General features: G+C 68.8%; 24 protein-coding genes and 2 pseudogenes. 9 read left to right on the forward strand and 17 right to left on the reverse strand.

Annotated elements, in window-relative coordinates; all coding sequences use genetic code 11:
• Positions 1-7: 7 nt before the first annotated feature.
• The 8 genes from X946_RS21350 to X946_RS21385 all read right to left on the reverse strand — a co-directional run bounded on the left by X946_RS21350 (position 8) and on the right by X946_RS21385 (position 8,845).
• A complete protein-coding gene (locus X946_RS21350; RefSeq protein ID WP_038751656.1) occupies positions 8-1,204 on the reverse strand; it encodes a 5-(carboxyamino)imidazole ribonucleotide synthase in 1,197 nt (398 codons plus the stop codon).
• A gap of 357 nt (positions 1,205-1,561) precedes the next feature.
• The gene (gene purE, locus X946_RS21355; protein WP_038751659.1) at positions 1,562-2,080 is read right to left on the reverse strand and encodes a 5-(carboxyamino)imidazole ribonucleotide mutase; all 519 of its coding nucleotides are present in this window, start codon (positions 2,078-2,080) and stop codon (positions 1,562-1,564) included.
• A 35-nt stretch (positions 2,081-2,115) separates the two neighbouring features.
• Positions 2,116-3,006 (reverse strand): phosphoribosylaminoimidazolesuccinocarboxamide synthase, encoded by an 891-nt coding sequence (locus X946_RS21360; protein WP_038751661.1) that lies wholly within the window; start codon positions 3,004-3,006, stop codon positions 2,116-2,118.
• Positions 3,007-3,195: 189 nt separating this feature from the next.
• Positions 3,196-4,260, reverse strand: coding sequence for a class II fructose-bisphosphate aldolase (gene fba / locus X946_RS21365; RefSeq protein ID WP_038751664.1), 1,065 nt, complete (start codon positions 4,258-4,260; stop codon positions 3,196-3,198).
• 279 nt (positions 4,261-4,539) lie between these two features.
• A complete protein-coding gene (gene pyk, locus X946_RS21370) occupies positions 4,540-5,976 on the reverse strand; it encodes a pyruvate kinase (RefSeq protein WP_038751667.1) in 1,437 nt (478 codons plus the stop codon).
• Between the two features lie 342 nt (positions 5,977-6,318).
• Positions 6,319-7,512: a phosphoglycerate kinase gene (locus X946_RS21375; RefSeq protein ID WP_038751670.1), complete on the reverse strand. Its 1,194-nt coding sequence runs from the start codon at positions 7,510-7,512 to the stop codon at positions 6,319-6,321.
• Between the two features lie 251 nt (positions 7,513-7,763).
• Positions 7,764-8,087, reverse strand: coding sequence for an AzlD domain-containing protein (locus tag X946_RS21380; RefSeq protein ID WP_038751672.1), 324 nt, complete (start codon positions 8,085-8,087; stop codon positions 7,764-7,766).
• Positions 8,084-8,845 carry an AzlC family ABC transporter permease gene (locus X946_RS21385; protein ID WP_038751675.1) on the reverse strand — a complete coding sequence of 254 codons (762 nt, stop codon included), beginning with the start codon at positions 8,843-8,845 and terminating at the stop codon, positions 8,084-8,086. The genes X946_RS21380 and X946_RS21385 overlap by 4 nt, the downstream gene beginning before the upstream one ends.
• A gap of 224 nt (positions 8,846-9,069) precedes the next feature.
• Between X946_RS21385 and X946_RS21390 the strand changes: the two genes are divergently transcribed.
• From X946_RS21390 to X946_RS21415, 6 genes are all read left to right on the forward strand, one after another.
• Positions 9,070-9,993, forward strand: a complete 924-nt coding sequence (locus X946_RS21390; RefSeq protein WP_038751676.1) for a branched-chain amino acid transaminase — start codon at positions 9,070-9,072, stop codon at positions 9,991-9,993.
• 61 nt (positions 9,994-10,054) lie between these two features.
• Positions 10,055-10,252, forward strand: coding sequence for a zinc-finger domain-containing protein (locus tag X946_RS21395; protein ID WP_004197553.1), 198 nt, complete (start codon positions 10,055-10,057; stop codon positions 10,250-10,252).
• 127 nt (positions 10,253-10,379) lie between these two features.
• The gene (waaF, locus tag X946_RS21400) at positions 10,380-11,420 is read left to right on the forward strand and encodes a lipopolysaccharide heptosyltransferase II (protein ID WP_038751679.1); all 1,041 of its coding nucleotides are present in this window, start codon (positions 10,380-10,382) and stop codon (positions 11,418-11,420) included.
• Positions 11,421-11,551: 131 nt separating this feature from the next.
• Positions 11,552-11,998: a nuclear transport factor 2 family protein gene (locus tag X946_RS21405; protein ID WP_038751681.1), complete on the forward strand. Its 447-nt coding sequence runs from the start codon at positions 11,552-11,554 to the stop codon at positions 11,996-11,998.
• A gap of 19 nt (positions 11,999-12,017) precedes the next feature.
• The gene (locus X946_RS21410; protein WP_038751684.1) at positions 12,018-13,052 is read left to right on the forward strand and encodes a hydrolase; all 1,035 of its coding nucleotides are present in this window, start codon (positions 12,018-12,020) and stop codon (positions 13,050-13,052) included.
• A complete protein-coding gene (locus tag X946_RS21415) occupies positions 13,045-13,641 on the forward strand; it encodes a DUF2946 family protein (RefSeq protein WP_038751687.1) in 597 nt (198 codons plus the stop codon). The genes X946_RS21410 and X946_RS21415 overlap by 8 nt, the downstream gene beginning before the upstream one ends.
• Before the next feature lie 271 nt (positions 13,642-13,912).
• On the opposite strand, the gene X946_RS21420 is transcribed toward X946_RS21415, so the two are convergent.
• Positions 13,913-15,631 (reverse strand): M48 family metalloprotease, encoded by a 1,719-nt coding sequence (locus X946_RS21420; protein WP_038751689.1) that lies wholly within the window; start codon positions 15,629-15,631, stop codon positions 13,913-13,915.
• A 437-nt stretch (positions 15,632-16,068) separates the two neighbouring features.
• On the opposite strand from X946_RS21420, the gene moaC reads away from it, so the two are divergent.
• A complete protein-coding gene (gene moaC / locus X946_RS36370; protein WP_038751717.1) occupies positions 16,069-16,557 on the forward strand; it encodes a cyclic pyranopterin monophosphate synthase MoaC in 489 nt (162 codons plus the stop codon).
• A gap of 157 nt (positions 16,558-16,714) precedes the next feature.
• On the opposite strand, the pseudogene X946_RS21430 reads toward moaC, so the two are convergent.
• A pseudogene (locus X946_RS21430) lies at positions 16,715-17,070 on the reverse strand (TonB family protein).
• A gap of 276 nt (positions 17,071-17,346) precedes the next feature.
• Complete coding sequence (locus X946_RS21435; RefSeq protein WP_038751692.1) at positions 17,347-17,817, reverse strand: DUF2501 domain-containing protein; 471 nt, start codon at positions 17,815-17,817, stop codon at positions 17,347-17,349.
• 105 nt (positions 17,818-17,922) lie between these two features.
• On the opposite strand from X946_RS21435, the gene X946_RS21440 reads away from it, so the two are divergent.
• On the forward strand, positions 17,923-18,153 hold the full coding sequence (locus X946_RS21440; RefSeq protein WP_038751695.1) for a hypothetical protein: 231 nt from the start codon (positions 17,923-17,925) through the stop codon (positions 18,151-18,153).
• A 168-nt stretch (positions 18,154-18,321) separates the two neighbouring features.
• On the opposite strand, the gene X946_RS21445 is transcribed toward X946_RS21440, so the two are convergent.
• The 6 genes from X946_RS21445 to X946_RS21470 all read right to left on the reverse strand — a co-directional run bounded on the left by X946_RS21445 (position 18,322) and on the right by X946_RS21470 (position 24,831).
• On the reverse strand, positions 18,322-20,109 hold the full coding sequence (locus X946_RS21445) for a PglL family O-oligosaccharyltransferase (RefSeq protein ID WP_038751698.1): 1,788 nt from the start codon (positions 20,107-20,109) through the stop codon (positions 18,322-18,324).
• Between the two features lie 240 nt (positions 20,110-20,349).
• Positions 20,350-20,895 (reverse strand): type IV pilus assembly protein PilA, encoded by a 546-nt coding sequence (gene pilA, locus X946_RS21450; RefSeq protein ID WP_081989928.1) that lies wholly within the window; start codon positions 20,893-20,895, stop codon positions 20,350-20,352.
• A gap of 198 nt (positions 20,896-21,093) precedes the next feature.
• Positions 21,094-21,807 carry a TerC family protein gene (locus X946_RS21455; protein WP_038751703.1) on the reverse strand — a complete coding sequence of 238 codons (714 nt, stop codon included), beginning with the start codon at positions 21,805-21,807 and terminating at the stop codon, positions 21,094-21,096.
• Between the two features lie 140 nt (positions 21,808-21,947).
• The gene (sucD, locus tag X946_RS21460) at positions 21,948-22,829 is read right to left on the reverse strand and encodes a succinate--CoA ligase subunit alpha (protein ID WP_038713009.1); all 882 of its coding nucleotides are present in this window, start codon (positions 22,827-22,829) and stop codon (positions 21,948-21,950) included.
• A gap of 144 nt (positions 22,830-22,973) precedes the next feature.
• Complete coding sequence (gene sucC, locus X946_RS21465) at positions 22,974-24,155, reverse strand: ADP-forming succinate--CoA ligase subunit beta (RefSeq protein WP_268811010.1); 1,182 nt, start codon at positions 24,153-24,155, stop codon at positions 22,974-22,976.
• Between the two features lie 64 nt (positions 24,156-24,219).
• The gene (locus X946_RS21470) at positions 24,220-24,831 is read right to left on the reverse strand and encodes a DUF2889 domain-containing protein (protein WP_038751708.1); all 612 of its coding nucleotides are present in this window, start codon (positions 24,829-24,831) and stop codon (positions 24,220-24,222) included.
• Positions 24,832-24,969: 138 nt separating this feature from the next.
• On the opposite strand from X946_RS21470, the pseudogene X946_RS36910 reads away from it, so the two are divergent.
• Positions 24,970-25,051 (forward strand): annotated as a pseudogene (locus X946_RS36910) (YXWGXW repeat-containing protein); the annotation flags it as partial.

Raw genomic sequence — 25,051 nt, forward strand, 5'->3', positions numbered from 1 at the left:
CGCCCCGTCAGTCGAGCGCAATGCGCAGCAGGCGCGCGCAGGCGGTCGCGCCCGCGACCGCCTCGTCGAGCGTCGCCGCGGTGAAATTCACGTGGCCCATCTTGCGGCCGGCGCGCGCCTCCTCCTTGCCGTACAGATGCAGCCGCGCGGTCGGCATCGCGGCGACCTGGTCCCACGGCGGCGCGACGGACTCGCCCGACGCGCCGTTCGCGAACCACACGTCGCCGAGCACGTTGAGCATCGCGGCGGGCGAATGCTGGCGCGTGCTGCCGAGCGGCAGCCGCGTCATCGCGCGGACCTGCTGCTCGAACTGGCTCGTCTCGCATGCGTCGACCGTGTAGTGGCCGGAATTGTGCGGCCGCGGCGCCATTTCGTTCGCGACGAGCGAGCCGTCTTCGAGCACGAAGAACTCGACGCACAGCACGCCAACGTAGCCGAGCGAATCGGCGATCCGCACGGCCGCCTGCTGCGCCTCGCGCACGAGCGCCTCGCTCGCGGCGGGCGCGGGCACGACGCTCAGCGTCAGGATGCCGCCGCGATGCGTGTTCTGCGCGAGCGGGAACACGGCGGATTCGCCGTTCGTGGCGCGCGCGATCAGCGCCGACACTTCGTATTTGAGCGGCAGGCGCTTCTCGAGCACGCACGGCACGCCGCCGAGCGACGCATACGCGTCGCGCGCCTGCCGCACGGTCTCGACGCGCACCTGCCCCTTGCCGTCGTAGCCGAGGCGCGCGGTCTTCAGGATGCCGGGCAGCACCGCGGCAAGCTCCGCGTCGGCAAGCGCCTCGAGCTGCGCGACCGACTCGATCACGACGTGCGGCGCGACGGGCGCGCCGGACGCCGCGATGAAGCGCTTCTCGGCGATCCGGTCCTGCGCGATCGCGACGCAGCGGCCCGCCGGCGCGACGAACGTCGATTGCGCGAGAAAGTCGAGGCTCGCGGCGGGCACGTTCTCGAATTCCGTGGAGACGGCGTCGCACAATTGCGCGAGCTCGGCGAGCGCGGCCTCGTCGTCGTACGCGGCACGCAGATGCTTGTCGGCGACGGCGCCCGCGGGGCTCGTCGGATCGGGATCGAGCACGGCGACGCGGTAGCCCATCGCCTGCGCGGCGAAGCAGAACATGCGGCCGAGCTGGCCGCCGCCGACCATGCCGAGCCAGGCGCCCGGCAGGATCGGGGAATTCGGGGTGGGGAGTGCAGTCATGTCTAGGGTCAATTTACATACGGAACGCACAAGCGTTGCCACGAGAACGGCCGCTCACAAGGCGCGCAACGCTGCGAATGGACGTATTCGCAAGGCGCGCAACGCGGCGAGCGGCGGTTCTCGCGGCAACCCCGATACAAAAATACATTCTAGGGGAATGCCCGAAATCGCCCGCATGGCGGCGTCGCTCGTTGCTTGCTTGGCTCGGCCAAACGGCGCTCCTCGCTTCCTGCCCTACGAGCGATTTCGGGCATTCGCATGTGCGTTCCATATGCAAATGGCCCCTAGGATCGGTGGCGGCGGGCGGCTGCGCCCGCCGCGGGCGGGACGATCGATGCCGCCGGCGGCCGCGCGGCCTCACAGCGGCGGCAGCACCATCGCGTGCGCGGCCTCGTTCTGCCGCACGCGGAACGCGGCGAGCCGGTTCGCGTAGTCGGTCGACGTGCCGGACAGCATCGACACGGCGAAGAGCGCCGCGTTCGCCGCGCCGGCCTCGCCGATCGCGAAGGTCGCGACGGGCACGCCCTTCGGCATCTGCACGATCGAGTGCAGCGAATCGACACCCTTCAGGTACTTGCTCGCCACCGGCACGCCGAGCACGGGCACCGTCGTCTTCGCGGCGAGCATGCCGGGCAGGTGCGCCGCGCCGCCCGCGCCCGCGATGATCGCGCGCAGGCCGCGCTCGCGCGCCTTCTGCGCGTAGTCGAACATCTCGTCGGGCATCCGGTGCGCGGACACGACCTTCGCCTCGTACGGCACGTCGAACTCCTGCAGGATCGCGACGGCATGCTTCATCACGTCCCAGTCGGAGCTGGAACCCATCAGCACGCCGACGAGCGGCGCGCTGTGCGTGTGGGCGGTCGGGATTTCGCTCATCGTGCGCTTCCTCGTTTCGGTGAATCGGACGATGGTCAGTCGAGCGTCTTGCCCGTGATGCGCTCGAGCGCTTCCTGGTACTTCGCGCTCGTCCTCGCAACGACGTCGTCGGGCAGCTTCGGCGCGGGCGGCTCCTTGCTCCAGTCCTGCGCCTCGAGCCAGTCGCGGACGAACTGCTTGTCGAACGACGGCGGATTCGTGCCGACCCGGTATTCGTCGGCCGGCCAGAAGCGCGACGAATCGGCCGTCAGCGCCTCGTCCATCAGGAACAGCTTGCCGTGCTCGTCGAGGCCGAATTCGAACTTCGTGTCGGCGATGATGATGCCGCGCGTCGCCGCGTAATCGGCCGCTTCCTTGTACAGCTTGATCGAGATGTCGCGAATCGTCGCGGCGAGCTCGGTGCCGATGCGGCGCTCGGTTTCCTCGAACGAGATGTTCTCGTCGTGATGGCCCATCTCGGCCTTGGCCGCGGGCGTGAAGATCGGCTCGGGCAGCTTCTGCGCGTTTTGCAGGCCGGCCGGCAGCTCGACGCCGCACACCTTGCCCGTCGCCTGGTAGTCCTTCCAGCCGCTGCCCGCGAGATAGCCGCGCACGACCGCCTCGACGAGGATCGGCTCGAGGCGCTTGACGACGACCGCGCGCCCCTTCACCTGCTCGACTTCGTCGTCGGCGACGACCGTCTCGGGCGCGACGCCCGTCAGGTGGTTCGGGACGATGTGCGCGAGCTTGTCGAACCAGAAGTTCGCCATCTGGTTCAGCACGCGGCCCTTGTTCGGAATCGGCTCGCCCATGATGACGTCGAACGCCGACAGGCGATCGGTCGTGACGATCAGGAGCTTGTCGTTGCCGACCGCGTAGTTGTCGCGGACCTTGCCGCGACCGAGGAGCGGCAGCGAGCGCAGCGTGGATTCGTAAAGGGTAGACATCGTCTTTTCGCAGATAAGGAGCCAAACAAAAAGGGAAACGCCGTTCCCCGCGGCTGGCGGGAACGGCGGCCTTGCGATACTTCGGCGAACCGGCCGGACGGCTTGGCCCGGCGGGGCCGGCCGGCTTCGGAGCCGGACCGGGCTCATCCGGCCGCCCCGCTCGCGGGCCGGCCAGATCGTACTACAGACTCAACGCACCACTTGCGCGAGGTCGCCGGCCTTGTACTTCTCGGCGATCTTCTCGAGCGGCACCGGCTTGATCTTCGACGCCTGGCCTTCGCAGCCGAACGCCAGATAGCGCGCGACGCAGATCTTCTTCGCCGCTTCGCGCGCGGGCTTCAGGTAATCGCGCGGATCGAACTTGCCCGGATTCTCGAACATGTAGCGGCGGATCGCGCCCGTGATCGCGAGACGCAGGTCGGTGTCGATGTTGATCTTGCGCACGCCGTGCTTGATGCCTTCCTGGATTTCCTCGACGGGCACGCCGTAGGTTTCCTTCATGTCGCCGCCGAATTCGCGGATTTCCGCGAGCAGATCCTGCGGCACCGACGACGAGCCGTGCATCACGAGGTGCGTGTTCGGGATGCGCGCGTGGATTTCCTTGATCCGCTGGATCGACAGGATGTCGCCCGTCGGCTTCTTCGTGAACTTGTACGCGCCGTGCGAGGTGCCGATCGCGATCGCGAGCGCGTCGCACTGCGTGAGCTTGACGAAGTCCGCGGCCTGCTCCGGGTCCGTCAGCAGCTGCTCGCGGGTCATCGTGCCTTCCGCGCCGTGGCCGTCTTCCTTGTCGCCCTTCATCGTCTCGAGCGAGCCGAGCACGCCGAGCTCGGCCTCGACCGTCACGCCGATCGAGTGCGCCATCTCGACCACCTTCTTCGACACGTCGACGTTGTATTCGTACGATGCGACCGTCTTGCCGTCGGCTTCGAGCGAGCCGTCCATCATCACGCTCGTGAAGCCGCTCCTGATCGCCGCCATGCAGACGGCGGGCGATTGGCCGTGATCCTGGTGCATCACGACGGGGATGTGCGGGTACGACTCGACCGCCGCTTCGATCAGGTGGCGCAGGAACGCCTCGCCCGCGTACTTCCGGGCGCCGGCCGACGCCTGCATGATCACGGGCGCGCCGACTTCGTCGGCCGCCGCCATGATCGCCTGCACCTGCTCGAGGTTGTTCACGTTGAACGCGGGCAGGCCGTAGCCGTGCTCCGCTGCGTGATCCAGCAGTTGACGCATTGATACGAGAGGCATTGTGGTACTCCTTGAATGAAAACCTTGCGCCCTACGCGGCGTCTTACGGCCCCGTCCCGGCTGAAAGGCGGGCGGACCGGCGCGGCCGAGCGTCGAATAGCCGCATTTTATCGCGAAGCGCCCCCGAATCCGACCAAATGGCGGATTCGGGGGCAATTTGTTACGTCTTTCAGACCACCTTCAAGCAAAAAAGCCGCGGGGGCCGTCCGACCCCACGCGGCTTTCCGACAACGCAAGCGGCATGCCCGGCGGACATCCCGCTCGCGCAGGATTGCGCCCTCAGTAGTGTTCGCCGACGCGCACGATCTTCAGCGTGTTCGTGCCGCCCGCCTGCCCCATCGGCTCGCCGACCGTCAGCACGACCATGTCGCCGTGCGCGACGTAGCCGCGCCGCACGATCAGCTCGAGCGCCTGCTGCAGCGCGGAATCGCGGTCGCTGTTGAAGTCGACGTGCAGCGGCGTCACGTTGCGGAACAGCGCCATCGCGCGCTCGCTGCCGACTCGCGGCGTCAGCGCGAAGATCGGCACGTGCGTGTAGTGGCGCGACATCCAGAGCGCCGTCGCACCCGATTCGGTCAGCGCGACGATCGCCTTCGCGCCGAGGTGGTATGCGGTGAAGAGTGCGCCCATCGCGATCGACTGGTCGATCCGCGTAAACGTGCGGTCGAGAAAGTCCTTGTCGAGTTCGACGTGCTCGGACTTCTCCGCCTCGACGCAGACGGCCGCCATCGCCTCGATCGTGACGGCCGGATACTTGCCCGTCGCCGTTTCGGCGGACAGCATCACCGCGTCGGTGCCGTCGAGCACCGCGTTCGCGACGTCCGACACCTCCGCGCGCGTCGGCACGGGCGCGTGGATCATCGATTCCATCATCTGCGTCGCGGTGATCACGAGCTTGTTCGATTCGCGCGCCATCCGGATCATCCGCTTCTGCAGCGCGGGCACGGCCGCGTTGCCGACCTCGACCGCCAGATCGCCGCGCGCGACCATGATGCCGTCCGACGCGTCGAGAATCTCCTGCAGCGCCGGAATCGCCTCCGCGCGCTCGATCTTCGCGATCATTTTCGGCTTGATGCCGTAAGGCGCGCCCGCGATGTTCGCGAGCTGGCGCGCCATCTCCATGTCGGTCGCGTTCTTCGGGAACGACACGGCGACGAGATCCGCGCCGAGCGACATCGCCGTGCGGATGTCCTCCATGTCCTTCGCGGTCAGCGCGGGCGCCGACAGCCCGCCGCCCTGCCGGTTGATGCCCTTGTTGTTCGACAGGTCGCCGCCCACCTTGACGGTCGTGTGGATCTCGTCGCCGAGCACGCGGTCGACCTTCAGCACGATGAGGCCGTCGTTCAGCAGCAGCACGTCGCCCGGCTTCAGGTCGCGCGGCAGATCCTTGTAGTCGAGGCCGACCCGCTCGTCGTTGCCGAGCTCGCACGTCGCGTCGAGGATGAACGGCTGGCCGGGCGCGAGCGTCGTCTTGCCCCCCTCGAACTTGCCGACGCGAATCTTCGGCCCCTGCAAGTCCGCCATGATCGCGATTTCCCGGCCGACCCGGCGCGCGGCCTCGCGAACCATCTCGGCGCGCTCGCGGTGATCGTCGGCGGAGCCGTGCGAGAAATTGAGCCGCACGACGTCGAGACCCGCGTGCATCATCTGCAACAGGACCTCCGGCGAGCTGGATGCCGGACCGATCGTGGCGACTATCTTGGTGGCGCGATGCATGAATCTCCTCGTCTGACTGAGTGAAAGCGCTGGAAGTACCGCCGCGAGAGCCGGAGCCGCGCGGCCCAGCCGCCGCCGCTCCGGAACGCGCGCCGGTGCATGCGCCCGGCGTCGCTTTGTCCGCGATCGCCGGCGTTGACGGCCGGCGCCGCATCGTTGTTTCGGGTTCGGCGGGCCCGCGTCGGGCGGCCCGCCCGGCGGCCCGACCCGGGCCGCCGCGCCGACGGCGCGCAACGCGCGTGCCCGCCGGCGTGCGCGGGCGGCCGGCGCGGCCCGCCGCCCGTCAGCACTGCGCGCCGCACGCGGCAAAGACACGCGCGCGCGGCGCGCCGGCTTGCGCGCTTACGCGCGCGTTTCCAGCACTTCGACGGCGGGCAGTTTCTTGCCCTCGAGGAATTCGAGGAACGCGCCGCCGCCCGTGGAGATGTAGCTGACCTTGTCGTGAATGCCGTACTTCGCGATCGCGGCGAGCGTGTCGCCGCCGCCCGCGATCGAGAACGCGGCCGAGTTCGCGATCGCGTCGGCGAGCGTCTTCGTGCCGTTGCCGAACTGGTCGAACTCGAACACGCCGACGGGGCCGTTCCAGACGATCGTGCCCGCCTTCTCGAGCTGACCGGCGAGCGCCTTCGCGGTATCCGGCCCGATGTCGAGGATCATGTCGTCCGCCTCGATGTCGGCCACCTTCTTCACCGTGGCCGCGGCCGTCGGCGAGAACTCCTTCGCGACGACGACGTCGGTCGGAATCGGCACCGATGCGCCGCGCTTCCTCGCTTCGTCGATGATCGCCTTCGCCTCGCCGACGAGATCGGCCTCCGCGAGCGACTTGCCGATCGGCAGGCCCGCCGCGAGCATGAACGTGTTCGCGATGCCGCCGCCGACGATCAGCTGATCGACCTTCTCCGCGAGCGATTTCAGGATCGTCAGCTTCGTCGACACCTTCGAGCCGGCGACGATCGCCACCAGCGGGCGCTTCGGGTTGCCGAGCGCCTTGCCGAGCGCGTCGAGCTCGGCCGCGAGCAGCGGGCCCGCGCACGCGACGCCCGCGTACTTCGCGATGCCGTGCGTGGTCGCTTCCGCGCGGTGCGCGGTGCCGAACGCGTCGTTCACGTAGACGTCGCAGAGCTTCGCCATCTTCTGCGCGAGCTCGTCCGAATTCTTCTTCTCGCCCTTGTTCACGCGGCAGTTCTCGAGCAGCACGACCTGGCCCGGCGCGACTTCGACGCCGTTCTCGACCCAGTTCGCGACGAGCGGCACGTCGCGGCCGAGCAGCTCGGCCAGGCGCTTCGCGACGGGCGCGAGCGAATCCTCGGGCTTGAACTCGCCTTCCGTCGGGCGGCCGAGGTGCGACGTGACCATCACGGCCGCGCCCGCGTCGAGCGCCGCCTGGATCGCGGGCACCGACGCGCGGATGCGCGTGTCTTCGGTGATGTTGCCGTGATCGTCCTGCGGCACGTTCAGATCGGCGCGGATGAACACGCGTTTGCCGGAGAGCTTGCCTTCGGCGATCAGGTCGGTAAGACGCTTTACTTGGCTCATGGGACTGATGAAGGTTGATGAAGGAAAGCGGTTCGACGCGCGCGGGCTGCCTCGCCGGCGCCAGGCGCGGCCCGCCGGCTTCGCACGGCAAGGCCCGCGCGGCGCGCGCGCGAAAAAATTCCGGAAGGGGTCATTCTAGCCGATCCGCCCCGCGCGCTGCCCCGCGAGGCGGCGAATTGCTGCGATCCGGAGGCGACGTGCGCCGTTGGGTCGCGCCTTCGAGCCGGGCGCGGCGCGCGCGGCGGCGCACGTCAGAACAGGATGCGCAGCGCGGTGAACACGAGCATCCCGACGACGATCGTGCCGAGCATGCTGCGCCGCCACAGGAACCACGCGAGGCCGGCCGCCGCCGCATAGAAATCGTGGTTCGACAGCGCGAACGAGAGGCCCGCGGGCGTCTCCAGCACGTCGGGCAGGACAACCGCGACGAGCGCGGCGGCAGGCGCATAGCGCAGCGAGCGCTGCGCGCGCTCGGGCAGCACGGTGCGCTCGCCGCCGACGAGAAAGAGCGCGCGCGTGATCGCGGTGACGAGCGTCATCCCCGCGATCGCGAGCCAGATCTGCCAGTCGCTCATTCGGCGTCCTCCGTGTGCGTCGCGCGGCCGGCCGCGCGGATGCGCCGCCAGTCGGCGCGCTCGACGAACCAGTCGGCGACGCTGCCCGCCGCGAGCGCCGCGACCACCGCGAGCGGCAGCGCGAGCCGGTACGGCAGCTCGAACGCGACGAGCGACACGACGCCGGCGACCGCGACGGCCGCGAGCGTCGATCGGTTCGAGATCGCCGACACCATGATCGGGATCAGCGCGAGCGTGCCGGCGAGCGCGAGCCCCCAGCTGTCGGGAAACGCGCTCGCGAGCGCGATGCCGACGAGCGACGACGCCTGCCACGCAAGCCAGCTCGTGAGCGCCATGCCCCAGAAGTACGCTTCCTTGCCGGGCACCTGGCCCGTCGCGAAGCCCTGCTTCTGGAACAGCAGATAAATCACGTCGCCGTTGAAATAGCCGATCGCGAGGCGCCGCCACAGCGGCAGGTACGAGAAATGGGGCGCGAGCCCCGCGCTGAAGATCACGAACCGCATGTTGACCATCGCGGCCGTGAGGAGGATCGTCCAGACCGGCAGCTTCGCGGCGAAGAGCGGCAGCACCGCGAGCTGCGACGAGCCCGCGTAGACGAAAATCGACATGCCGACCGCCTGCCCCGTCGACAGCACCGATTTGCTCATCGCGATGCCGGTGACGAGCCCCCACGACAGGATCGCCATCAGCGTCGGGGAAAAATCGCGGAAACCCTGGGCGAGGGCGAAGCGGTCGGTGGCGGAAAGGCGAGCGAGCATCGGGGAGGCGCCGCGAAGGCGAAAAGCCGGGCCGCTCGCGCGCGTCGCGCCGCCGCCGCCCGTTATTTTTTCACGCAGGTTGCGCGTCGATTATAGCGCCGGACCCCGCCGTACCGACCGTTGCCCGCACAAAAACGCTAAAATGAGCGTCTTTGCGACGCGCCGCCGTTTCGAGCCGCCGCGCGCGCTTTCTGCGCATCCCCGCATCCACTAGGAGAAGACCTATGTCAATGGCCGATCGCGACGGCAAGATTTGGATGGACGGCAAGCTGATCGAATGGCGCGACGCCAAGATCCACGTGCTGACCCACACGCTGCACTACGGCATGGGCGTCTTCGAGGGCGTGCGCGCATACAAGACGGCCGACGGCGGCACGGCGATCTTCCGCCTGAAGGAGCACACGAAGCGCCTGCTGAACTCGGCGAAGATCTTCCAGATGGACGTGCCGTTCGACCAGGAAACGCTCGAGGCCGCGCAGCGCGACGTCGTCCGCGAGAACAAGCTCGAGTCGTGCTACCTGCGCCCGATCATCTGGATCGGCTCGGAGAAGCTCGGCGTGTCGGCGAAGGGCAACACGATCCACGTCGCGATCGCGGCCTGGCCGTGGGGCGCGTACCTCGGCGAGGAAGGCCTCGCGAAGGGCATCCGCGTGAAGACGTCGTCGTTCACCCGCCATCACGTGAACGTGGCGATGGTGCGCGCGAAGGCGTCGGGCTGGTACGTGAACTCGATCCTCGCGAACCAGGAAGCGACGGCCGACGGCTACGACGAGGCGCTCCTCCTCGACGTCGACGGCTACGTGTCCGAAGGCTCCGGCGAAAACTTCTTCCTCGTGAACCGCGGCAAGCTGTACACGCCCGATCTCGCGTCGTGCCTCGACGGCATCACGCGCGACACGGTCATCACGCTCGCGAAGGAAGCCGGCATCGAAGTGATCGAGAAGCGCATCACGCGCGACGAAGTCTACACGGCCGACGAGGCGTTCTTCACCGGCACCGCGGCCGAAGTCACGCCGATCCGCGAGCTCGACAACCGCACGATCGGCAACGGCGCGCGCGGCCCGATCACCGAGAAGCTGCAAAGCGCGTTCTTCGACGTCGTGAACGGCAAGAGCGCGAAGCACGCGGACTGGCTCACCAAAATCTGAACGCGCGGCGCGCCCGTCGCCGGGCGCGCGCGCCTCGCCATCGCCATAACGAGAAAGCCCCATGAGTGAAATCAAGGAAATGCCGCTCATCGAACTGACGGCCAAGGATCTGCCCGCCTACTGCCCGAACCCGGCGATGCCGCGCTGGAGCGCGCATCCGCGCGTGTTCATCGACGTCTCGCACGGCGAGGCGCGCTGCCCGTACTGCGGCACACGCTACAAGCTGCGCGACGGCGAAGTCCTCCGCGGCCACCATTGAGCGCGCGGCGGTTTCACCGCCCGACGCGGCGCGCACCGGCCGACCGGCACGCGCCGCCGCCCCTCCCCAGCAACCCGAGCGCGGCGCATGAGCGTCGCGCTTTATTACGACATCGGAAATCCCCCTGATGCGTCGAGCGTTGGTTATCGCACCGAACTGGATCGGTGACGCATTGATGGCGCAGCCGCTTTTCGCGCTGCTGAGGAAGCTGCATCCCCGCATCGTCATCGACGCCGTGGCCCCGGCGTGGGTCGCGCCCGTGCTCGAGCGGATGCCCGAGATTCACGATGTCCATGCAACCGACCTCGCGCACGGCAAGCTGCAGATGCTGCGCCGCTGGCAGCTCGCGAGCGATCTGCGCGAGCTCGGCTACGACGCCGCGTACGTGCTGCCGAACTCGCTGAAGTCCGCGCTCATCCCGTGGCTCGCGGGCATCCCGCTGCGGGTCGGCTACACGGGCGAGCATCGCTACGCGCTCCTCAACGTGCGCCACGCAAACCCGAGCAAGGCGCGCGACGAGCGCCCGCCGATGGCCCAACATTACGCAACGCTTGCATATGCGCCCGGCGCGAAGCTGCCCGAGTCGTTCAACGCGCTGCCGCCGCCTAGGCTCGAAGCGGACTTGAACGAGACGGCGCGCGTATCCGCGCGCTTCAATCTCGACACGCGCAAGCCGCTCGTCGTGTTCTGCCCGGGCGCCGAATACGGCCCCGCGAAGCGCTGGCCGCCCGAGCATTTCGCCGCGCTCGCGCAAAGCGTGAGCCAGTCGTTTCCCTACACGCAGATCGTCGCGCTCGGCTCGCCGAAGGACGCCGCCGCCGCGCAGGCGATCGCCGAGCGCGCGCCGAACGTGCGCAATCTCTGCGGCCAGACGTCGCTCACCGAGGCGTGCGCGCTGATCGCGCGGGCGAACGCGGTCGTCACGAACGATTCCGGGCTGATGCACGTCGCGGCGGCGCTGCGCCGGCCGCTCGTCGCGCTCTACGGGTCGACCGATCCGCGTCATACCCCGCCGCTGTCGGAGCTGGCAAAGGTACAATGGCTGCATCTCGAATGCAGTCCCTGCTTCGAACGCGAATGCCCGCTCGGCCACCTGAAGTGCCTGCGCGAGCTGAGCCCGGAGCAGGTGTTCGGCGATTTGCGCGGGATGCTCGTCGGACAGCGCTGACGCCCGCGGCCGCAAGGCCGCCCGTCGCGCGGCGCGCACCCCGCACCCGACTCACCGCTAAGCGGGCGGCCCTGCCGATGCACGGGCCGCCTTGATGAAACGGCGCGCGCCGCGCGCGAGAGATAGACCCGATGCCACGTTTTGCCCGCCTCTTCGAAGCCGCCGCCGACACGCTGAACGCGTACTACCAGGCAGTCGCCGACGCCAACCTCGACGCGCTGATGGTCCTCTGGATCGACGAGGACTTCGCCAGCTGCATCTGGTCGGACGGCACGCACCTGCACGGCCTCGAGCAGATCCGAAGCGGGTTCGGCGAGCGCATGTCGACGCAGCCCGTGACGATCGAGCCGCTCGACATCCGCGTCTACGACAGCCTCGGCACCGTCGTCTACACGGTCGCGGAAGCGCACCAGCAGGCCGATCTCACGGCCGAGCCGCAGATGGTGTTCACGACCTACGTGATGATCCACGAGCGCGGCGAATGGCGGATCGCCCACATCCACGCGAGCCCGATCCCCGAGCAGACGGCGGCCCAGTTCGCCGCGAAGATCCGCCACGCGCAGGGGCCGCTCCACTGAGCGAGAGGCGTTCGCAGCGATGAGCACCGCGCTACCCCCCCTTCCCGCTGCCGACGAGACCGCCCGCCCGGCAGCCTCGTCCTTCTATCGCGCGCCGCTTTGGCTGCCGACGAGCCACGCGCAGACGATCGTCCCCGCGCTCCTCGCGCGCCGTCCCGATATTCCGTACCGGCGCGAGCGCTGGGACACGCCGGACGGCGACTTCATCGATGTCGACTGGCTCGCGCATCCGGCGGGCGCCGCGCCCGAGCCGAACGCGCCGCTCGTCGTGCTGTTCCACGGCCTCGAAGGCAGCTCCGATTCGCATTACGCGCGCGTGGTGATGGCGGCCGCCCGCGCGCGCGGCTGGCACGGCGTCGTCCCGCATTTCCGCAGCTGCAGCGGCGAGATGAACCGGATGCCGCGCTTCTATCACCTCGCCGACAGCGCCGAAGTCGACTGGATACTGGCACGGCTCGCGACAAGCCACCGCGGGCCGCTCGTCGCGGTCGGCGTGTCGCTTGGCGGCAACGTGCTGCTGCGCTGGCTCGGCGAGCGGCGCGGCGGCGCCTCGTTCGTCGCGGCGGCCGCGGCGATCTCGGCGCCGCTCGACGTCCACGCGGGCGGGCGCGCGCTGTCGCAAGGCTTCTCGATGGTCTACACGCGCAGCTTCCTGAAGACGCTGAAGCTCAAGGCGCTCCTGAAGCTCGAGCAATACCCCGGGCTCTTCGACAAGGACGCGATGCTCGCCGCGCGCACGATGCACGACTTCGACGACATCGTCACCGCGCCGCTGCACGGCTTCGTCGACGCGAACGACTACTGGACGCAGGCGACGACGCGCCCGCTCCTCGCGGCGATCGACGTGCCGACGCTGATCCTCAACGCGCGCAACGATCCGTTCCTGCCGGCGTCGGCGCTGCCCGGCCCGCGCGACGTGTCGCGCGCGGTCGTGCTCGACCAGCCCGAGCACGGCGGCCACGCGGGCTTCATGACGGGCCCGTTCCCCGGGCGCATCGACTGGCTCCCGGCGCGCGTCTTCGAATTCTGCTCACGGTTCACCGATCATGGATGACATCGTCAAACAGGCGCTCGCCAAGTGGCCGAACGTCCCGCACTGCACCGGATGGCTGCTGCTCGACCGTCGCGGCGGCTGGCGGATGCGCGACGACGCCGCGCAGGCGGCGGGCGCGCTCGGCTCGCCCGTCCGGCACCCGGCGCTCGTCGAGTTCATCGCCCGCAACTACGAGCGCGACGACGAAGGGCAATGGTTCTTCCAGAACGGGCCGCAGCGCGTGTACGTCGAGCTCGCGTACACGCCGTGGATCGTCAGGCTCGCGGCGGATCGCGACGCTCCGGCGCGCGTCGCGCTCACCGACCACACGGGCCGCGCGTTCGAGCCGGCGCGCGCGTGGCTCGACGACGCGGGCGGCGTGCTGTTCGCCGACGCGTCGGTGCCGCCGCGCGTCGCCGCGCTGCACGATCACGATCTGGGGCTCTTCGCCGATCACGCCGACCTCGACGACGACGGCGCGCACGGCGTGTTGCATCTCGGCGGCGGCGTCGACCTGCCGCTCGAGCCGATCCGGCGCGACGACGTCGCCCAGCGGTTCCGGTTCGTCGCGAGTCCGGCCGCGCGCGCGGCCGAACGGCCGGAGGGCTGACGCGGGCAGGCTGACGCGGACGGTGGACGGCGGATGGCTGACGCGGGCCGCGGACAGCCGCACGCTGCATGTGCGTCAGCGGCAGGCGAACTGCGCGCGGCGCTTGGCCGCTTCGTTCGCGCCGTTCGCGCCGCGCATGCCGTTCGCGCCGCATATGCCGTTCATGCCGTTCGATTCGTCCGGATTCCATCAGGACATTCGTCGGCCGGCAGCGTGACGAGCCGCGCGGGCCGGCACGTCGCCCGCGACGATCGCGGCGTCGCGCCGCGCGTCACCCGCGCCGGTTGTCCTTGTCGTCTTCCCGCTCTTCCTTGTAGCGCGCCTCGAGCTCGTGCAGCCGCGCGCTGATGATCGACTGCTCGTAGAAGCTCGCCGACTTGAGGTCGCGCGCCTCGCGCAGCTGCCGGATCGCCGACGGCCATGCGCCTTCGAGCGCGAACTTCTCCGCGAGCGCGCGTCGCTGCGCGACCGCGTCGCCGTTGCCCAGGCTCGCCTGCGCGAGAAAGCTCCACCAGTCCGGCTGGCCGGGATCGGTGCTCGCCTCGGACTGCGCGAGCGTTTGCGCCTGCGCGTAGCGGCGCGCGGCGAGCAGCGTCTGCAGGTGCGCGGCGATCGCCGCGTGCGAGCCCGGCCAGCGCTCGCGCGCGGCGGCGGCGAGCCGCACCGCGTCGTCGGTGCGGCCCGCTCGGCGCGCGATCTCGGCCGCGAGCACGTCGAGGCTCGGCGAATTGCGCGCCGAATCGCCCTCGCTGGCCGCCGTGCGCGCGAACACGTCGCGCGCCGCGGCGAGCGCGCGGTCCGCGTCGTCGTAGCGGCCGCCGAGCATCTCGCCGAGCGCGATCCCGTACCAGTTCGCCGCGACGTTCGGCGCGATCCTGTCGTCGAGCTCCGCGCGCATCCGCCGCGCCTCGTTCGCGTAATCGGTCGGCGAGCGGTTCTGCAGCATCCGCAGGCGCGCGCGCACGAAGCCGTATTCCGGCGATTGACGCGGCTGCTTGTATGGCGCGCGTCGCGCGCGATCGTCCATGTCGGCGATCCGCTCGCCCGTCAGCGGGTGCGTGCGCGCGTACGCCGGCACGCCCGCGTCGCCCAACGACGCGCGCTCGAGCCGCTCGAAGAAGCCGGGCATCCCGTACGGATCGTAGCCGGCGCCCGCGAGCAATTGAAAGCCGACGCGGTCCGCCTCGCGCTCGGCCGAGCGCGAAAAGCGCAGTTGGCTGTCGACGGCGAACGCCTGACCGCCCAACGCGATCGCACTGCCGAGATCGCCGCTGCGCGCGAGAATGCCCGCGAGCACGCCGAACAGCATCGTTGCGAGCGCCGCGTAGCCGCTCTTCTCGCTTGCGCCGATCATCCGCGCGATGTGCCGCTGCAGCACGTGCCCCATCTCGTGGCCGATCACCGACGCGAGCTCGGATTCGGTCTGCGTCGTCGCGACGAGCCCGCTGTTGATGCCGATGAAGCCGCCCGGCAGCGAGAACGCGTTGATCTGCGGATCGCGCATCGCGAACAGATCGAAATCGGGCATGTAGCCGCCGATGAACTGCGCGGCGGCGGCCGCCGACAGCTTCGCCGCAACCGAATTCAGGTAGTCGCGCACGAGCCAGTCGTCGAGATAGTCGGGATCGCGCCGCACTTCGCGCATCACGCGCTCGCCGAGACGGCGCTCCGCCTGCGGCGTCAGCGAGCCGCCCGAGCCGTCGCCGAGATCCGGCAGTTGCAACGAGCGAAGCGGCGCGCGCAAACTGGGCGTGCCCGACGCCGGATCGGCGAGCCGGCTTTGCGCGCCGCCATAAGTGCCGAACACGCCGGGCGCGATGCCCGACGGCACGGTCGAGATCGCGTCACGCGCGAGCGGCGCGGCGTCGACGATGCCGGCGGCAGGCGCGGATTCGAGCGGCGGCGCATCGGCCCGCGGCTGCGCGTGGCCGCCGGGCGGCAGGGCGAGCGCCGCGGACAGCAAGACGGCAAACGACGATTTGACGCGCATGGGCAAGGATCTGAGCGGCCGTGGCGTAATTGTTCGATGGAGCTGCGTCATTGTAACGGCGCGCGGGCGCCATGCTCGCGACGCCGGCACCTGTTGAAGCGGTTGACGTGGTTGGATCGATCGGTTCGATCGGTTCGATCGGTTCGGTCGGTTCGGTCGGTTCGGTCGGTTCGGTCGGTTCGGTCGGTTCGGTCGGTTCGGTCGGTTCGGTCGGCTCGGTCGGCTCGGTCGGCTCGGTCGGCTCGGTCGGCTCGGTCGGCTCGGTCGGCTCGGTCGGCTCGGTCGGTTCGATCGGTTCGATCGGTTCGATCGGTTCGATCGGTTCGATCGGTTCGATCGGTTCGATCGGTTCGATCGGGGCGGTCGGGGCGGTCGGATTGGCCGGGCCGGCCGACAGGCCGCGCTGCTATGATAGGCGCCCTCTAACGGAGCAAGACATGTCTGGATTCACACACTTCGACGCCGCCGGCCACGCGCACATGGTCGATGTCGGCGACAAGCAGGAGACCAAGCGCATCGCGGTGGCGCGCGGCGCGATCCGGATGCTGCCCGACACGCTCGCGCTGATCCGCGAAGGACGCGCGAAGAAAGGCGACGTGCTCGGCGTCGCGCGGATCGCGGCGATCCAGGGCGCGAAGCGCACGGCCGATCTGATTCCGCTCTGCCACCCGCTCGCGCTGACGCGCGTCGCGGTCGACTTCGAATTCGACGACGCGCTGCCCGGCGTGCGCTGCACCGCGCAAGTCGAGACGCTCGGACGCACCGGCGTCGAGATGGAAGCGCTGACCGCGGTGCAGGTCGGGCTCCTGACGGTCTACGACATGTGCAAGGCCGTCGACCGGGGAATGACGATCACCGACGTGAGCGTGACGGAAAAGCGCGGCGGGAAGTCGGGGGATTGGAAGGCCGGCGAAGCGGGTGCGTGACGCCATCGATCTCGTCTGCGCAAGCACATGAGCAACGCACCGTCGAATCCCGGCGTGGGTCATGCAACTTCGTTGAGCGCGTCGCGGCCGACAGCGGCTTCGAGTTGGAACGATATCGCGCGCTCGCCGCCTTTCCCACAGACGTTTGCGATCCGCATCACCGAGCCGTCTTCGCCGCCGGCTCGAAGACGAACGGCCGCGTCAGCGTAAACGGATACCGTTCGCCGCCGCGCGCGGGCGTCTGCGTGCATTCGACCTTCGACATCGCGTCGACGGCCGCGCGATCCGCCGCCGCGTTCCGGCTGCTCGTCGTCACCGCGACGTTCTCCGCATTGCCCGATGCCGTGATCATCGCGCGGTCGCCCGGCGCTCGAGCGGCTTCGCGCTGTCCGGATACACCGCGACGGGCATCGTGCATTCGAGCTTCGCCGCATCGCGCGGCGCGAGCGCTGCGCAGCCGGCGAGCAGCGATGCGGCAAGAGGAAGCGTCAGGTACGTCGTCTTGGTCTTCATGTTCGTTCTGGTCAATCTGCAGCGTCCGTCGCGCGAACCGACGGCGCCCGCATGGCGACCGCCGTGCGATTGCGCACCCCGATTCTTGTTCTGGCTTTCCGTTCTTCTTGCGCACCGGCGCCCGACTTCGGGCGACGCGCGCCATGCCGCACGCCGGCGCGACGCGCATCGCATGCGCAGCGCGCTTCGATTGCGTTTCGATTGCGCTTGGTCCGCGCATCAGCCGCACGCCGATCGCCCGTCGTCCGCACCGGCGGCGCGGCGCCGGCGTCCCGCTTACAACAGCGACTTCGCCTGCGACAGCACCTTGTCGCAAACCTGCTTCGTCAACTGCTGCTTGAAGTTCTGTCCGCCGCTCAGGTCGAGCGTGCGGCCGTTGCCGGCGTCGAGAATGCCGTTCGCGCCGCTCGCGTAGCTGCTGTCCGACGTGACGCCGCCGCCGAGTTTGCCCATCAGCGCGTCCTTCACCGACGAAGCGCCGCCGTCGCCGAGATAGTTGTTCTTGATGCAGAACTGCAACAGGCCCGCGACGTTGCCGGTACTGCCGGGCGTGAGCAGCGAGCCTGCCGATGCCGCTCCGCCCGCGCCGCCGAGATTGCCGAGCGCGCCGGCGATGCCGCCCGCGCCGTTACCGGCGTCGCCGCCTTGCTTGAGTAGATCGCCGAGCTGCGCGTGCGCGGTCGGCAATGACACGATGCTGGCAACCAGGATACCGGCGGCGGCAATACGATGAGTACGCGTTTTCATGGGCTTCCTCTCAGGGCAAGAAATCGTTCCAGTCGGTGAACACCGCGCCAAAGGATACCCGAACGACGCGGCGCGCATCCGTTCATCCCGGTTCGTCGCGAACGAATGCGGCGCGATTTGACACTGCTTGACGTCATCGCCCGCACGCGGCGGATGACTGGCGTGTTGCGCGCGGTCTCTCGGGGTGCCCGCCGCGCCGATTTCTCGTCGTCGCGAATTCTCGCGACGGCGGCCAACTCCAACGATGCACGTCGGCAAAGCGATGCCGGCTCATGCGTCGCGCGCGATGCGATTCGCTGCATCGGCGCCGCGGCGCTCACCGTTTCGCGCGCGTGACGAGCCGGCGGAGCGCGCCGCCGCGCATCGCGCGTCACGCGTTGCCGGTGCCGCATCACGCAATCGCGCCCCTCTGTCTTCGCGCCGTCCAATAAAAAACCGCCGCAAGAAGCGGCGGTTTCACGGCCTGCGGCGGGTTCCGGCCCCGAAGCGCCGAGCGCTTCGATATCAATCGTCGCTGTCGTCTTCCTCATCGTCTGCCGATACGGTCGAAGCAGGCGTGCCGTACGTCGCGACGAGCGCCGCCTTGAACGACTTCAGCGACGGCTGATCGTCGAGCAGCTTGTACAGCGCGGCGAGCTGCACCGGCCAGTCGTGCAGTTCTTCCGCGAACACGCGCAGCCGCTCGACCGTGTCGAGCGCGTCGGCCTCACGGCCGTCGAGCGCCTGCAACACCGCGTAGCGGCGCAGCACGGTTTCGCCCGGCAGCAGCGCGATCGCGCGTTCGTGCGCGGCGAGCTTCGCCGGCAGGTTGTCGCGCGAGATCGCGAGCAGCGTCGCCGCGCCGTAATCGCCCCATGCGCCGAACAGGAGCGACGGATTTTCGCGGTACTGCTCGGCCGGATTCGTGCCGTAGTACAGCACTTCCGCGCGCTGGTAATCGCGCAGCACCGGATACAGCGATACGAGGCCCGCCACGGACAGCGCCGCGAACAACGCGAACGCGGCGCGGCCCGGCAGCACGCGCAGCGGCTTCGTCTCGAGCAGGCCGATCACGAACATCACGGGCAGCAGGAAGAACGTGTACTGCTGCGGATATTCGACCAGCGCGTGCATCAGCAGAATGCCGACGAGCGCGAAGCCGAACACGCGGCTCTCCGTGTGCGGCACGCGCAGCGCGCGTACGAACCACGCGACGAGCGCGACCACCAGCACGCCGATGCCGAGCAAGCCGGACTTCGCGAGCAGATCGATGAAGATGTCGTGCGAGTTGTTCGCGATCTCGACGCCGCCCAGCTTGCGCACGAGCTCGAACTGGTGAATCGGGAACTCGCCCCAACCGACGCCGAGCAGCGGATGCTCGCGGAACATCGTGAGGCCGTATTTCCAGAGCGCGAGGCGCGGCGCGATCTGGCCGGCGTCGCGCATGCGGTCGGCGGCCGATTCGGCAAGGCCGAGGTGGTAGTGCACGTTCACCCAGCGCACCGCGACGTTGACCGCGACGAACAACGCGCCGAGCACGATCGGAATCGCCCACGCGCGCGCCCGGCTTGCTGCCGGATCGCGCCGGCCCTGCGCGAATGCCATCCAGAAGCCGGCGACGACCATCACGCCCACCTGCAGCCACGGCCCGCGCGACACGGTGAGCGCGAGCCCGACGGACAGGAACACCGACAGCGCCGCCCACGCGAGCGCTGGCATCCGGCGCGTCTGCACGAGATAGAGTGCCCCTGCGAGCGCGAACGCGATGTAGGTCGCGAGGTGATTCGCCTGCGCCATGTTGCCGTACGGCCTGCGGTCGACGCTCACGCCGTACGACACGACGAACGGCGAGAACGTCGGCTCCAGATGGAACAGCTGCACGAGCTGGCTGGCGACGGCGAAGATGCCGCCGACGATGGTCGCGCCCGCGATCATTCGCGCGACCATGTCGGCCATGTTCGCGCGCGCGAGCGCGTAGCCCGATTGCATCGCGACGAGCGCGCCGAGCAAATAGCCCACCGCGAGCCAGTTCATCGACGGTTGACGCAGCGGCAGCAGCGCGACCTGCGCGAGCAGCACCGCGCCGAACCCGAGCGGCGCGACGAGCGCCAACGGCGCCGCGAAAGGCTGCGCGGTGCGCTCGGCTTTCACGAGCAGGACGACGGTCGCGCCGAGCACCCAATACAGCGCGAACGCGGCGAATTCGGAATAGAAGGTCGGGATCGGATACGTGTGGTTCGTGACCGCATACGGCAGGATCAGGGCGACTGCAAGCGCGATCAGCGACAAAGAACGCAGAAAAGAGGAAGGCATGAGCGAACCGGGTGTCAGCAACCGGCGCACTATACAAAAAAAACCTCCCGCTGTGCGGGCCCGGCGCACCGGTCGCACCTCGTCATCGCGTCACGCACCAATGCGGTGCCGCGGCAATGGCCCGTTTGTCGGCCAATGCCCGCGACGTCCGGCGCGGCCCCCGCCCATCGCTCGCCCCGTCCCCTCGCTACGCACCCCGCCGTGCCCTTCCGGCGCTTCGCCGCCGCCCGCCGCCGCCCTTCACGCGCGACACTCCGGCGGCGCGAGCTTGCCGGCCAGGGTCGGCGCGTCGGTCGGCATCGGCCCGGCGCCCGGCGCGGGAAGCGACGACGACGCCTTGCCGTCGACAAAGCACTCCCACGTGATCGCGCCCGCCTGGACGACGCCCTTCGACAGCGCGACGCGCGCCGTCGGCGTGTCCGCCCGGTCCGGCGCCGACGGCACGAGCACGAGCGTATTCGCGCCCGCCGCCGCGACGCGCGTCGTGAATGCGACCACGATCTGCCCGGTGTCGTCGTCGACGCGAATCGATTCGACGTTGCGCGTGCCCGGCGGCGACACGTAGCCGCCCGCGAAACCGCCGCCGCTCGCCGCATTCTCCGCGACCGCGAGCCGCGCGGACGCCGCGAGCGCGAGCCCCTCGCCGACCCGGCTGCGCGCGAGGTAATCCTGATACGCGGGAATCGCGTACGCCGCGACGACACCGACGATCGCAAGCACGATCATCAATTCGATCAACGTGAAGCCGCGGCCACGCCCCGCCGCGAGCCTCGATGCGCGCCACATCCGGCGCAGCGCGCGCACGCCGCCCACGCGCGGCAGTGAAAGCGCCGAAAACGACGATAAAACGGAAAGAACTTCGCTCATGACAGGCTCCGAAAACGAAACACGCCTGCCGGATGAGGCAGGCGTGTCGATCGTAGCCAGCGGCCGGCGACGCGGGCAGTCGGCCGGACGGCCGACGCCGCGAAACGCGTGCGTCGGTCAGCGGGAGCCCGCCGCGCCCGATGCCGCGCGCCGCTTCTTCAGCGCGTAGCCGGCGATCACGACGAAGAGCGCGCCCGCGACGCTCGCGCCGTAGATCGCGGCGGGCGTGTCGAGGAGCGGCCAGCGGTCGCCCGCCGGATCGTTGACCATCAGGCCGCCGGCGATCCAGCCGAGCAGCGCCGCGCCGAGCGTGATGAAGATCGGGAACCGATCGAGCAGCTTGAGGACGAGCGTGCTGCCCCAGACGATGATCGGAATGCTCACGAGCAGGCCGAAGATCACGAGCGCGATCCGATGGCCCGGGTCCGCCTGTTCGGCCGCGCCGGCGATCGCGATCACGTTGTCGAGGCTCATCACCGCGTCGGCGATCACGATTGTCTTCACCGCGTCCCACAGCCTGTCGGCGGGCTTGATGCTGTCGTGCGCGTCGTCGGCGGGCGCCATCAGCCGCACGCCGATCCACAGCAGCAGCACGCCGCCCGCGAACTTCAGGAGCGGCACGTCGAGCAGCAGCACCGCGAACGCGATCAGCACCACGCGCAGCACGATCGCGCCCGCCGTCCCCCACAGCACGCCGCGCACGCGCTGTTGCGCGGGCAGGTTGCGGCAGGCGAGCGCGATCACGACCGCGTTGTCGCCGCCGAGCAGGATGTCGATGACGACGATTTGCGCGACGGCGCCCCAATGGAGCGAGGCGAAGAATTCGAACATGAGAGCGAAGCGAAGGAAGTGGGGCCGGCATGCGTTCCGCCCGCGCCGGGCGGCCCGGCGCAAGGCTTACGGAACGATTGCGCGAGCATAACAAAAAACGCCGGCTAAGCCGGCGTTTTTCGTGGCGATGAAACCGATGCTTACAGCGCTGCCTTCAGCAGGCGGCCCATCTCCGACGGATTGCGCGTAACCGTGATGCCGCACGCTTCCATGATTTCCAGCTTCGCTTCGGCCGTATCCGCGCCGCCCGAGATCAGCGCGCCGGCGTGGCCCATGCGCTTGCCCGGAGGCGCCGTGACGCCCGCGATGAAGCCGACGACCGGCTTCTTCATGTTGTCCTTGATCCACTGCGCGGCGTTCGCTTCGTCCGGACCGCCGATTTCGCCGATCATCACGACCGCGTCCGTATCCGGATCGTCGTTGAACATCTTCATCACGTCGATGTGCTTCAGGCCGTTGATCGGATCGCCGCCGATACCGACCGCCGACGACTGGCCGAGACCGAGCGCGGTGAGCTGCGCCACGGCTTCATACGTCAGCGTGCCCGAACGCGACACGACGCCGATGCGGCCCTTGCGGTGGATGTGACCCGGCATGATGCCGATCTTCAGTTCGTCCGGCGTGATCGTGCCCGGGCAGTTCGGCCCGAGCAGCAGCGTCTTGCGGCCTTCGCGGCGCATGCGGTCCTTCACTTCGATCATGTCGCGCACGGGGATGCCTTCCGTGATGCAGATCGCGAGATCGAGATCGGCTTCGACCGCTTCCCAGATCGCAGCCGCGGCGCCCGCCGGCGGAACGTAAATGACCGACACGGTCGCGCCGGTTTCTTCCTTCGCTTCCTTGACGCTCGCGTAGATCGGAATGCCTTCGAAATCCTCGCCGGCCTTCTTCGGGTTCACGCCCGCGACGAACGCTTCGCGGCCGTTTGCGTATTCACGGCAGGCGCGCGTGTGGAACTGGCCGGTCTTGCCGGTGATGCCCTGCGTGATGACCTTCGTGTCTTTGTTGATCAGAATCGACATGTAATGACCTCTGTTCGATCGGCGTCGCGAGAAAACCGCGCCGCCATGCGTGTTCAATGTTGCGCTCGGGAAAACGCCGGGCTGCCCCGAATCCTCCCGCCCCGCTTGGGGGCCTGGCGCGCGGCGCCAGGTGCGGGCGGCTCGTTACTTGCCCGCAGCCGCGGCGACGACCTTCTGCGCCGCTTCTTCCATGCTGTCCGCCGAGATGATCGGCAGGCCGGATTCCGCAAGCATCTTCTTGCCGAGGTCTTCGTTCGTGCCCTTCATGCGCACGACGAGCGGCACGTTCAGGTTCACGGCCTTCGAGCCCGCGATCACGCCTTCCGCGATCACGTCGCAGCGCATGATGCCGCCGAAAATGTTCACGAGGATCGCCTTCAGGCCCGGGTTCTTCAGCATCAGCTTGAACGCTTCGGTGACCTTCTCGGTCGTCGCGCCGCCGCCCACGTCGAGGAAGTTAGCCGGCTCGCCGCCGAACAGCTTGATCGTGTCCATCGTCGCCATCGCGAGGCCCGCGCCGTTCACGAGGCAGCCGATGTTGCCGTCGAGCGAGATGTACGCGAGATCGAACTTCGACGCCTCGATTTCAGCCGGATCTTCCTCGTCCAGATCGCGGTACGCGACGATTTCCGGATGACGGAACAGCGCGTTCGAATCGAAGTTGAACTTCGCGTCGAGCGCGATCACCTTGCCGTCGCCCGTCAGCACGAGCGGGTTGATTTCGGCGAGCGACGCGTCCGTTTCCCAGAACGACTTGTACAGGCCCTTCAGGATTTCGCGCGCTTGCGCAAGCGACGCGTCCGGCACGCCGATCTTCTTCGCGAGATCGTCGGCTTCGGCGTCCTGCAGGCCCAGCGACGGCTCGACGGCGACCTTGTGGATCGCTTCCGGCGTCTTTTCCGCGACTTCCTCGATGTCCATGCCGCCTTCGCTCGACGCCATCACGACGACCTTCTGCGACACGCGGTCGATCACGATGCCGACATACAGTTCCTTCTTGATGTCCGCGCCTTCTTCGATCAGCAGACGGTTGACCTTCTGGCCTTCCGGACCGGTCTGGTGCGTCTTCAGCTGCATGCCGAGGATCTGGTTCGCGTACTCGCGCACTTGCTCGAGCGACTTCGCGACCTTCACGCCGCCGCCCTTGCCGCGGCCGCCCGCATGAATCTGGGCCTTGACGACCCAGACCGGGCCGCCCAGCTCTTCCGCCACCTTGACGGCCTCGTCCACCGAGAACGCCGGCTTGCCGCGCGGTACCGCGACTCCGAATTTCCGCAGGATTTCCTTACCCTGGTACTCGTGAATCTTCATGCGTGATTCCTTCAGTCTGTGAGTTGGCTAAAAAAAGTCGATTGACGATCGCTTCTTCTGACGATTCAAGCGTTCGCCCTCATTCCTTCGCACCGTCCGAGCCCTCGCGCGCGGGGCGGCTCGCGCCGTACCAACGCGGATAGAACTGCCGAACCGCTTCTCCGTCGAACCGCAGCGCGTGACAACGGCCGAGCTGGAACGGCGGCTCCGCGGCCGGCTGGCCTCGCCCGTCCGTCTGGCCGCCCAATTGCTCGCGCACGTCCCATACGTCGCCCGCGAACGCCTGGATCGCGGCCGTCGGCAACACCGCGCACAGCTCGGTCAGGTGCGAGCAGCCGGCGACGCCCGACAGCAGCCGGGAGACGTCGCGACGGAAATGGCGGAAGAGGTTGAGCCCGATGAGGACGCGGTAGGCGGATTGGGCGGATTCGCATTGACCGGGATAGGGTACCCAGTCGGACGACGCGTCGACGTCGACGATATTGAGTTCGCGATCGATCGTGACGCGCAGCCAGAGCTCGTGAATCGGCAGGCCGTTCGGCCTGGCGCCAGACGCGAGCGCGACGTCGCGCGGCTTGTGATCGGTCAGGCAGGCTTCGATGTCCCACAAGCCGTCGGCACGCTCGTAGGCTTCCGCTCGAATTGCGCGGCGATGGCGCAACTGACGGGATACGGGCTCGGATAGCGGCATGCGGGAAGGTGAAGCCGAAGAGGGAAACTCGGCGATTTTAGCATATCGCCCGCCCGTGCCCGGTCTGGCCCCGTGCGAGGTTTCGAGGGTTTCGGGGCGTGATGCGGTCGGCGGTCGGCGGTCGGCGGTCGATGGTCGATGGTCGATGGTCGATGGTCGATGGTCGATGGTCGATGGTCGATGGTCGATGGTCGATGGTCGATGGTCGATGGTCGATGGT

Source organism: Burkholderia sp. ABCPW 111, assembly GCF_000773065.1.
Lineage (GTDB): Bacteria > Pseudomonadota > Gammaproteobacteria > Burkholderiales > Burkholderiaceae > Burkholderia > Burkholderia savannae.